Annotated in this window: 8 protein-coding genes; 3 read left to right on the top strand and 5 right to left on the bottom strand. The window is 71.7% G+C overall.

The genetic code is table 11. The annotated features are described in order from the left end of the window. A partial coding sequence (locus OJ997_RS29580) for a hypothetical protein (RefSeq protein ID WP_270028957.1) occupies positions 1-247 on the top strand: 247 nt, incomplete at its 5' end. Between the two features lie 101 nt (positions 248-348). On the opposite strand, the gene OJ997_RS37910 is transcribed toward OJ997_RS29580, so the two are convergent. Next, a complete protein-coding gene (locus tag OJ997_RS37910) occupies positions 349-1194 on the bottom strand; it encodes a helix-turn-helix transcriptional regulator (protein ID WP_270028956.1) in 846 nt (281 codons plus the stop codon). A 102-nt stretch (positions 1195-1296) separates the two neighbouring features. On the opposite strand from OJ997_RS37910, the gene OJ997_RS29570 reads away from it, so the two are divergent. After that, entirely contained in the window at positions 1297-2034 is a 738-nt protein-coding gene (locus OJ997_RS29570; RefSeq protein ID WP_270028955.1) for an SDR family oxidoreductase, read from the top strand. Here the strand turns inward: OJ997_RS29570 and OJ997_RS29565 are convergent. Both OJ997_RS29565 and OJ997_RS29560 read right to left on the bottom strand, forming a co-directional pair. Next, positions 2025-2420 carry a pyridoxamine 5'-phosphate oxidase family protein gene (locus OJ997_RS29565; RefSeq protein ID WP_270028954.1) on the bottom strand — a complete coding sequence of 132 codons (396 nt, stop codon included), beginning with the start codon at positions 2418-2420 and terminating at the stop codon, positions 2025-2027. The two genes, OJ997_RS29570 and OJ997_RS29565, sit on opposite strands and share 10 nt — an antisense overlap. Then, positions 2417-4078, bottom strand: a complete 1662-nt coding sequence (locus OJ997_RS29560) for a DEAD/DEAH box helicase (RefSeq protein WP_270028953.1) — start codon at positions 4076-4078, stop codon at positions 2417-2419. The genes OJ997_RS29565 and OJ997_RS29560 overlap by 4 nt, the downstream gene beginning before the upstream one ends. Positions 4079-4172: 94 nt before the next feature. Here OJ997_RS29560 and OJ997_RS29555 point away from each other — a divergent pair, with 94 nt between their 5' ends. Beyond that, on the top strand, positions 4173-5075 hold the full coding sequence (locus OJ997_RS29555) for a thioredoxin domain-containing protein (protein ID WP_270028952.1): 903 nt from the start codon (positions 4173-4175) through the stop codon (positions 5073-5075). 48 nt (positions 5076-5123) lie between these two features. On the opposite strand, the gene OJ997_RS29550 is transcribed toward OJ997_RS29555, so the two are convergent. Both OJ997_RS29550 and OJ997_RS29545 read right to left on the bottom strand, forming a co-directional pair. After that, positions 5124-7661 (bottom strand): M6 family metalloprotease domain-containing protein, encoded by a 2538-nt coding sequence (locus tag OJ997_RS29550; RefSeq protein WP_270028951.1) that lies wholly within the window; start codon positions 7659-7661, stop codon positions 5124-5126. A gap of 133 nt (positions 7662-7794) precedes the next feature. Next, the gene (locus OJ997_RS29545; RefSeq protein ID WP_270028950.1) at positions 7795-10263 is read right to left on the bottom strand and encodes a M6 family metalloprotease domain-containing protein; all 2469 of its coding nucleotides are present in this window, start codon (positions 10261-10263) and stop codon (positions 7795-7797) included. Positions 10264-10290: the final 27 nt, after the last annotated feature.

The following is a 10290-nucleotide window of genomic DNA, read 5'->3' as shown; positions in this document are numbered from 1 at the left end:
CCGACTTGCCGCCGCGCCGACGGCCAGCCCCGAGGAGGCGGCCCCGGCCGCCACGGCTCCGGCCGAGACCGCGCCGGCGCCCGCCGCCGAGACGCCCGCCGCCGCGAGCCCGGCCGAGACCGCGCCCGCGCCCGTCGCCGAGGCTCCCGCCCCGGTCGAAGAGGCCGCGCCTGCGCCCGAGCCTGCCGCTCCCGCCGACGCGGTTGCGCCCGCTGAGGAGACGGGCGCCGCCGTTCCGGTCGGCTAGCGGCACGTCCGCGAGTACCGGTGGCGTCCGTCGTGTCGGCGACGGGCGCCACCGCGCGGCAAGTGTGTTGTTTGAGTGCCGGTTTCCGGCACTCAAACAACTCAGTGCTGGTGCTGGACCTCGCGCGCAGGTTCGCCGGCGACGATCGAGGCGAGCAGGTTCAGGGCCCGCTCGCTCGGGCTGCCCGGCTCGGCGTGGTAGACGACGAGCTGCTGGCCCTCGGCGCCGTTGACGGTGAAGGTCTCGTAGCGCACGGTGACCTCGCCGACGAGGGGGTGGTTGAGGAGCTTCTGGCCCTCGGTCTTGGCGCGGACGTCGTGGCGGGCCCAGAGGCGGCGGAACGCGTCGCTCTTGAGGGAGAGCTCGCCGACGAGGGAGATGAGCTCGGGGTCGTCGACGTCGGCGCCGGAGGTCGCGCGCAGGGCGGCGACGGTGTCGGCGGCGACCTGGTCGTACTGGGCGTAGAGGATGCACGAGCCCTCGGGGTCGAGGAAGATCGTGCGGACGATGTTGCCGCGCGTGGCGCAGACCGGGTAGAGGGCCTCGGCGAGGCGGTTGGCGGCCAGGACGTCGAAGCGGCGGCCCGTGATGAACGCGGGCGAGTTGGGCCAGGCCTCCATCATCTGCAGCAGGCTGGGCCGGACGCGCTCCACGCGCGCGCGGGCGCGGCGGCGCGGGGCGGCGGTCGCCAGCTCGTGCAGGTGCGCGGTGGCGTCCTCGTCGAGCTGGAGCACGCGGGCGAGCGCCTCGAGCACCTGGGCGGACGGGTGCCGGTCGCGGCCCTGCTCGAGCCGCACGTAGTAGTCGGCCGAGACGCCGGCCAGCAGCGCGAGCTCCTCGCGGCGCAGGCCCGGCACGCGCCGGCGTCCGCTCGGCTCCAGGCCCACGTCCTCGGGCCGGACGAGCTCGCGTCGCGCACGGAGGAAGTCGCCGATCCGGTTGTCCACACCACCACCGTAGTGCGCGCGACGCGGACGAAGGTGGCCCTGCCACCCCCAGGGTCCGGAGGGCTCTGGCTAACGAAGCCGGCCGCCACCACCGTGGAGGCCATGAGCACGAACTTGAACCTCGAAGGCCGCGTCGCGGTCGTCACCGGCGCGTCCAGCGGCATCGGCGCGACCACCGCACGGCAGCTCGCCGCCGCGGGCGCGAAGGTCGCCGCCGTCGCCCGCCGCGCCGACCGCCTGCAGCAGCTCGGCGACGTCCTCCCCGTCGCGGCCGACGTCTCCGACCCCACGGCCCTCCAGCGCGTGGCCGACACCGTCCACGAGCAGCTCGGGCGCGTCGACCTCGTCGTCGCCAACGCGGGCGTGATGCTCGGCGCGCCGTTCGAGACCGCCGACGTCGACGAATGGGAGCGGATGATCGACGTCAACCTGCGCGGTCTGATCCGCACCGGCCGCACGTTCGCCGACGACCTGCTGGCCGCCGCGGCCGACGGCCGCCCCGCCGACCTCGTCCACGTCGGCTCGGTCGGCGGCCACCTCGCCTTCCCGAACTACGGCGTGTACTGCGCGACCAAGGCCGCCGTCGCGCACCTCACGCGCAACCTGCGCACCGAGCTCGGCCCGCGCGGCGTGCGCGTGAAGACGATCGAGCCGGGCGTCGTCGCGACCGAGCTCGGCGACGACATGACCGACCCCGCCGGCAAGGCCGTGCTCGACCAGCTGCGCGAGATGCGCACGCTCGACGCCACCGACATCGCCGACGCGATCCTCTACGCCACTGCCGCCCCCGCGCACGTCAACGTCGCCGAGCTGATCGTCGTGCCAACCGCTCAGGGCTGAGACACGGCCGCGCGCGTCTCGGCGTCGCCGCTCTGGGCTTCCTCGGACGTCCAGTGCCAGGCGACGCCGGCGTCGATCTCGAACCGCGGGCTCTGATGGTCCTGGATCGACTCGACGTCGACGCGCACGACCGCGATCCGCTCCAGCTCGCGCTCGACGACCGCGCGGCCGTGCACCGTGATCGCGAGTCCCGCGGCCAGCAGCACGACCGCGCAGCGCGGGTCCTCCCGCAACCGCACCAGCGACTCGCGCCGCAACGCCAGCGCGAACGCCAGTTGCGTGTCGCCGCGCCGGATGGCCGTGGAGACCGGAATGGCGTGCGGTGCTCCCGCCCCGGTGGAGAGCACCGCGACCGTTCCGGCCGGCCACTCCGGCAGCACGGTCATCCCTTCTTGCGGTTGAGCTCGCGCTCGAGCAGCCGGTTGGCCCGCTCGAGCTGCTCGTCCGTGGCCTTGTCGACCGACTTGACGCCGACCTCGCGGTTGACCCACCCGTTGACCTTCGAGTGCGGCTCCTTGTCCCGGCGCGCGATCAAGGCCACCAGGTTGTGGCGCTCCGCGCGGAGCCGCTCGCGGCGCTCGAAGGACGTCTCGGGCTCCGGCGGCGCGGCCTGCACGACCGGCATCGCGAACGCGGCCAGCGCCGGCGAGATCTCCGGCTCCGGGTCGGCGAACAGCTGCATCGGCTCGCCGGGCTGCGTCGTCTGCAGCACCTCTTCGTCACGCCGGGCCGAGGACCACAGCGCCTTGAACGGCTCCTTGGCCTCCGAGCGCTCCCCCCGCTCGGTCTCCTCGCCGCTGACCGACGCGAACACGAGCGCGTGCTTGCGCTCCTCCTCGATCGCGATCGCGAGCCGCTTCAGGCGCGGGTCCGACGGCAGGAACACGTGCGCCATCTGGTCCTTGGGCTCCGGCGTGCGCCGGATGAAGCGCCCGATCACCTGGCGGAAGAACAGCTCGGTGCGCGAGTTGGTGGCGTAGACCCCCACGCGCAGACGCGGCACGTCCACGCCCTCGGAGACCATCAGCACCGAGACCAGCCAGGGCGAAGTGCCCGCCGAGAACGACGCGATCCGCGCCGACGCGTCCGACGCGTCCGAGTGCACGACGTCCGGCCGCTCGCCCGTGATCCGCGCGATCCGGCCCGCCAGCTTGTCGGCGTGCTCCTTGTCCATCGCGATCACGAGCCCGCCCGCGTTCGGGTGGTCGCCCGCGCGGATCTTGACCAGCTCGTCGTTCGCGTCGCGCAGGACGTGCGTGATCCAGTCGCCGTCGGCGTCCAGCGCCGTGCGCAGGCGCCGCGCGGCCTCCGGCGCGGGCAGCACGACGTCGAAGCCCGCCCGCCGGACCTTGCCGTCGCTCACCCACTCCATCTCGCCGCCGTAGGTGTGGAACGTCACCGGCCGGCACACGTGATCGATCAGCGCCTGCGTGTAGCCGTAGTCGTAGTCGGCCGCGGAGACGCCCTCGTCGTCGTACTTGACCCACGGGATCGGCGAGTTGTCCGACCGGAACGGCGTGCCGGACAGCAGCAGCCGGAACTTGGCTGCGCCGAACGCGTTGACGGTCGACTGCCCCCACGAGGCGTCCTCGCCCATGTGGTGCGGCTCGTCGGCGATCAGCAGCGTTGGCCGCTCGGCGCAGCGCCGGCGGTGGACCTCGCTGCCCGCCGCGACGGTCGCGTACGTGACGGAGATCCCGTGGCGGTCGCGCGGCTCCGGGCCGGCGCTGTTGGGCCGGTTCGGCTCCAGGTGGATGCCGTAGCGCGCGGCGTCCAGCGCCCACTGGCGGCAGATGTGCGTGGTCGGCGCGACCACGGCGACGCGCGCCACGCGGCCTTCGGACAGCATCCGGTGGGCGACGTGCAGGCCGAACGTCGTCTTGCCGGCCGCGGGGGTGGCGGACGCGAGGAACGCGTCGTTGGAGGACTCGAAGACCTGGGCGGCGGCCGCCTGCTGCCACTTGCGCAGCGGGCGATGCGTCGGCCAGGACGGCAGATAACGACCCGCTGTGGGGCGGGGAGGAGCGTCGATCTCGTACGTCACGGGAAGCGGCACGATACGAGGCGCTCCGGACGTCGATTCCGGACTTCCGCAAGGTGCGGGAACATCGCGGAGGCAGAGGACTAACCTTTCGTACGTGTCGCTCCAAGTCACCCACTTCTCCGATCCCGGCTGCCCCTGGGCCTGGTCGGCGTCCCCCGCTCTCGCCGCGCTCAAGTGGCGCTACGGGGACCAGCTCGAATGGCGTCACGTCATGATCGGGCTCACCGAGTACGGCTCCGTCTATGAGGAGCGCGGCTACACCGGCCCGAGCCAGGCGCGCGGGTACCGCAACTTCCGCTGGCGCGGGATGCCGTTCTCCACCGAGCCGCGCGAGCGCGTGCACGGCACGTGGCCGATGTGCCGTGTCGTCGTCGCCACGCGCCGTCTGGCCCCTGAGCGTGAGTACGCGGTCTTCCGCGCGCTGCAGCTCGCGCAGTTCACGAGCACGCTGTTCCTCGAGGACTACGCGCAGTTGCGCGAGGCGATCGCCTGGGTGCCGGGGATCGACGCGGACGCGATCATCGCCGCCGCCCAGGACCCGGAGACCGAGGCGCTCTTCGAGGCCGACAAGGACGAGGCGCGGACCGCCGCCGGCTCCCCCACGGAGTTCCAGGACAAGCACGCCAACACGGACGGCCGCGTGCGCTACACGGCGCCGAGCCTGAAGCTCACCAACGGCTCCAGCACGCTCGAGGCCGGCGGTTACCAGTCGTTCGAGGCCTACGACGTGCTGATCGCCAACCTGGACACGAGCCTCACGCGCCGCGCCCCGGCGACCGACGTCGTCGAAGTCCTCGAAGCGTTCCCGGACGGCCTGACGACGGGCGAGGTCGCGCTGATCATGGCCCAGGACAAGTTCCCGGCCGATCCGGATCAGGCGGAGGACGCCCTGATCACCGCCGCCGGCGACGACCAGCTCAAGCGCCTGGCGTTCGGCCACGACGCGCTCTGGGTGCCGGCCCGGACCGCCGCGGCGAAGCTCGCCGCGGCGGCCTAGCCAGACCTCGACGCGGGCCCGCACACGCGGGCCCGCGTCACCCTGCGCCTACGGGTTGGTCGTCGACAGCGTGAAGGTCAACGTCTTGGCGTACGTGCCCGTACGCAGCGCGTCGTTGGCCTTGATCGACTGCTTGAAGCCGACCGCCACCTCGGCGTTCGACGTCGGCGTCGCCCACGCGAACACGTTCAGCGGCGAGCCACCGAGCGGCGTGTAGGTGTTGCCCGGCGTCGCGCCGAGGGCCGCGTTGGCCTGCAGCGGCTCCGGCAACGAGAACGCGCCGTTGACCAGGTGCCCCGGAGCGGTCGTGCTCGGGTCGGCGATGCTCAGCGTCGCGTCACCGGCGGTCGACGTCACGGTCGCCTTCGTGGACGCGTAGTAGTCCTTCTGCGCGCCCGGCGTGAACGCGCCGAAGCTCGGCGGGGTGCCGAGGCTCAGCGCCAGCGTCGCCGGGACGGTGCCGCCCACGGTGTCGCCCGTGCCGTACGTGCACGTGGCGGACATCGTCTTGGTCTTGTCGCTCTCCGACGTGGCGTTGAGCGTGACCGAGCCGGCTGCCGGCGCGCCGACGGCCTTGTCGATGTAGACCGGGACGTCGACGGACTGGCCGAACTCGGCCGTGGTCAGCGCGTTCTTGACGTGCGCCGTCCAGCCCGTCGTGTTGCTCGTCGCCGTGAGGCGGTAGATGTCGCTGTTGAAGTACTTCGCGGCGTTCGTGGTCGGATGCGCCGCCGCCGGGACCTCAGCGCCGACGCCCGTGTTCTTGAGCGAGAACGTGCAGGTCGCCAGGCCCTCGGACGTGCCCTTCGTGGCGCTCGAGAGCGACACGCCGCGCGTCTGCGGGCCGGTGCCCTCGAGCGAGCGGATGCCGACCTTGTAGCGCAGGACGCCCTGCGCGTCGGTGCGCTTGTCGAGGATGTAGAACTGCAGGCCGTTGGCGGTCGTCGTGTACTCGTACTCGCTGCCCGAGTTCACGCCGACGTTGAACGAGCCGTCGTTGAGCTGGCGCTCGTCGCCCGGCGTCGCCTTCTGCACCGTGCCGTCCGGCCGGACGAAGTCGACCTGGTCGATGTCCTGCGGGTTGGAGTCGATGTACCAGACGAAGCACGAGTACGAGCCGCAGGTGCCGTTGCCGTTGGCCTGGGAGGCCTTCGACTTGCCGAGCAGCACGCCGTGGCCCGGCGCGAACGAGTCCGAGCCGATCTGCTGGACGACCTCGACCGTGTAGTCGCTGAACTTGCCGTAGACGCCCAGGGGCAGCGTGCCCGCCGGGTCGGTCAGCCACGGGCCCTCGCAGGTGAGGTCCACGCCGGCCGCCGTGTCGGGGCAGACGCGGTTGCGGTCGCCGTCGCCGTCCATGTTCACGCGGATGCCGGCGAGGTCGCCGTTGGGAGCCACCTCACGCGCCTTGACCTCCGCCACCGCGAGACCGGTCTGCGCCAGGCCGCTGCGGTTCAGGCGCAGGAGGTCGTCGTCGGAGATGAAGTTCAGGAAGCGCTTGTTGCGCATGTTGTGCTGCGCGCCGAGCGAGCTGCCCTGGGTCGGCGGGATCTGCCAGCGCGTGTGCTGGCCGCCCGGGCCGTTGAACGAGCCGCGGCTCATCATGTCCCACATGCCGCTCGCGGTCCGCTGGTAGGGCGCCGTGAACGGGTTGTTGTAGTTGTCCGGGATGCTCAGGTTGTGCGAGAGCTCGTGCGCGTACACGGCCATGCCGGCGCTCTCGGCCTCGGTCGAGCTGTTGCCCGACGCGCTCGGCCACACGGTGGCGGCCGACGCCCACGACGTCCACGGGATGTAGCGCGTCTTGGCCCAGTTCCCGCGCGGATGCAGCGGGTCGTACGCCTTGGGGCCGAACGGGTCGGTCACGGCCTCGGGCGACGCGAAGCGCATCTCGCCGAACTCCTGCCACGAGCCCGACTCGTCCTGGCCCGCGGAGGTCCAGAACATGTTGTCGAAGTCGCTCGCCTGCACGGGGTTGCCCGGCGCGTCGATGTCCGCCAGCCACGCGTTGCGCGCCGCCGTGGTGAAGTTCTGGTTGCACGGCTCCGGGTTGGGCGTCGCCCGCGTCGGGTTCGGGCAGTCCAGGGTGTTGTCCTGGTGGCCGCCGGCGACGTGGTACTGGTGCGCCTTCAGCGGCAGCCGGTACGGGCCGAACGGGACGAGCTCCACGCCGTAGCGGCCGAAGGAGTCCTCCATCCAGTACCGGTTCATGGTCTGGAAGTTGTTGAGCGCCTGCGGCTTGTTGAGGAAGTCCGCGTAGAACTGCGGGACCTGCTCACGCGGGACGCTGTGCGCCGCGGCCGACGGGTTGCCGAAGATGTTCGAGCCCGCGGCCTGCGTGACCGTGAACGGCCGGTCGGGATAGTCGACCAGGATGAGCGCGACCTTCCACTTCTTGACGGTCGGCTGGATGCTCGGGTCCGAGTAGTCGGGCCCCGGCAGCGGCTTGTAGTCGGACCACGTCAGGTTGTCCTGAAAGGACCAGTTCTGCGGGTCCAGCGGCGCCGGCGGCGCCGCGATGGCGGGTGATGCCGCCACCACCGTCGCCGCGACAGCCGCCGCGGCGAGCACTGCGTTCTTGATCAATTTCCCTGCCCCTCCACTCACGGGGCCCCGCGGCGGCCCCATTGGAACCCTCACCCCACTCCCGCGCTCCGCGGACCCACGGGAGAAACGACGACGCGGGCCCGATCAACGGGCCCGCGCCTGCACTGCGTTGCTACGGGTTGGTCGTCGACAGCGTGAAGGTCAACGTCTTCGCGTACGTCCCGGTACGCAGCGCGTCGTTGGCCTTGATCGGCTGCTTGAAGCCGACCGCGACGTCCGCGTTGGACGTCGGCGCGGCCCACGAGAACAGCGTCAGCGGCGAGCCGCTCACGGCCGTGTACGTGTTGCCCGGCGTGTCGCCGAGCGCCGCGCTGGCCTGCAGGGCCTCCGGCAGCGAGAACGCGCCGTTGACCAGGTGGCCGGTCGCCACGGCGGACGGGTCGGCGACGCTCAGCGTCGCGTCACCGGCGGTCGAGATGACGGTCGCCTTCGTGGACGCGTAGTAGTCCTTCTGCGCGCCCGGCGTGAACGCGCCGAAGCTCGCCGGCGTGCCCAGGTTCAGCGCCAGCGTCGCCGGCACGGAGCCGCCGACGGTGCCGCCGGTCGTGGTGCAGGTCGCCGAGACGGTCTTCGACGGATCGCTCTCCGACTTCGCCGTCAGCGTCACCGAGCCCGAGGCGGCCGCCCCGGCCGCCTTGTCGATGTAGACCGGCACGTCGACGGTCTGGCCGAACTCGGCCGTGGCCAGCGCGTTCTTCAGGTGCGCCGTCCAGCCTGTGCCGGACGCCGTCGCCGACAGGCGGTAGACGTCGCTGTTGAAGTACTTCGCCGCCGCGCCCGGGTGCAGGGTGGCCGGCACGTCGGCCGCCACGCCCGTGTTCTTGAGCGGGAACGTGCAGGTCGCGAGCCGTTCCGAAGTGCCGGCGACCGGCGACGCGAGCTGCACGCCGCGGGTCTGCGGGCCGGCGCCCGCCGTCGAGCGGATGCCGACGGTGTAGCGCAGCGCGCCCTGCTCGTCGGTGCGCTTGTTGATGATGTAGAAGTGCAGCTTGTTGTTGGCGGCGAGGTACTCGTACTCGCCGCCGGAGTTCACGCCGACGTTGAACGAGGCGTCGTTGAGCTGGCGCTCGTCGCCGATCGTGGCCTTGACGGGCGTGCCGTCGGCCTTGACGTAGTCGACCTGGTTGATGTCCTCCGGGTTGGAGTCGATGTACCAGAGGCTGCAGGAGAACGTGCCGCAGTTGGCGCTGTTGTTGCTCTTGGCGAGCAGCACGCCGTGGCCGCCGACGAACGAGTCCGCGCCGATCTGCTGCACGACCTCGACCGTGTAGTCCAGGAACCGGCCCTGGATCGAGCCGTTGGCCTGGATCCAGGGGCCTTCGCAGAGCGGGTTCTCCGTCGAGCGGCAGGGGGTGTTGAGGTCGCCCTGGCCGTCGAGGAGGACCTGGACGCCGGCGACGTCGCCGTTCGGGGCGACCTCACGGGCCTTGACCTCGACCACGGCCGTGCCGGACTGCGCCAGGCCGTCACGGTTCAGGCGCACCATGTCGGAGTTGGCGACGAAGCCGAGCTTCTGCTTGTGGCGGACGCCGTGCTGCGCGCCGAGCGAGGCGCCCTGCGTCGGCGGGACCTGCCAGCGGGTGTGCTGGCCGCCCGGGCCGTTGAAGGAGCCGCGGCTCATCATGTCCCACATGCCGCCGGCCGACCGCGAGGTCGGCGTGCCGAACGGGTTGCCGTAGTTGTCCGGCAGACCCAGGTTGTGCGAGAGCTCGTGCGCGAAGACGCCCATGCCGGAGCTCTCGGCCTCGCTCGACGCGCGGCCGGTGGCGCTCGGCCAGATGTTGGCGGCGGCCGCCCACGACGTCCACGGGACGTAGCGGGTCACGGCCCAGTTGCGGTGCAGCGGGTTGATGGCCTTCGGGCCGAACGCGTCGCTGACGGTCTCGCGCGAGGTGAACATCATCTCGCCGAACTCCTGCCACGTCGCGCTCTCGTCGTGGCCCGCGGAGACGTAGTACTGGTTGTCGAACGTCGCGCGCACCTCGGCGGAGACGGCGGCGTTCCACGCGTCGCGCACGGCGTTGAAGTACTTCTGCGCGCCGGCCGGCCCGGTCTCGTCACACGGCGGGTCCTTGGGGCAGTCCGCGGTGATGTCGTTGAAGCGGGAGATGTGGTACTGGTACGACGGCTCCGGCAGGCGGTAGGGCCCGAACGGCACGAGCTCCACGCCGTACTTGCCGAAGGAGTTCTCCATCCAGTACCGGTTCAGCGTCTGGCCGTTGTTGAGCGCCGTCGGCTTGTTCAGGAAGTCGGCGTAGAACTGCGGCACCTGGTCGCGCGGGACGTTGCCCGTGCCCACCGACGGCGTGCCGAAGACCGAGGAGCCCGGCGCCCCGCTGATCGTGAACTCACGGTCGGGGTAGTCGACCATGATCAGCGCGACGCGCCACTTCTTGACGCTCGGCTGGATCGTCCCGTCCGAGTAGTCCGGACCCGGGATCGGCTTGTAGTCGGACCACGTCAGGTTGTCCTGGAAGGACCAGTTCTGCGGATCGAGCGGCGCGGGCGGCGCCGCGATCGCGGGCGATGCCGCGACCACCGTCGCGGCTACCGCCGCGGCGAGCACTGCTTTCTTGAACAACAACTGCCCCTCCACTCAAAGGCCCCG

The organism is Solirubrobacter phytolaccae, from assembly GCF_027587195.1.
In the GTDB taxonomy this organism is placed as follows: Bacteria; Actinomycetota; Thermoleophilia; order Solirubrobacterales; family Solirubrobacteraceae; genus Solirubrobacter; species Solirubrobacter phytolaccae.
This window is presented reverse-complemented; position numbering and strand designations above follow the sequence as displayed.

Coding starts and splice junctions, on each gene's coding strand:
- OJ997_RS29570 (WP_270028955.1), top strand. CDS start 1,297: ATGAGCACGAACTTGAACCTCGAAGGCCGCGTCGCGGTCGTCACCGGC.
- OJ997_RS29565 (WP_270028954.1), bottom strand. CDS start 2,420: ATGACCGTGCTGCCGGAGTGGCCGGCCGGAACGGTCGCGGTGCTCTCC.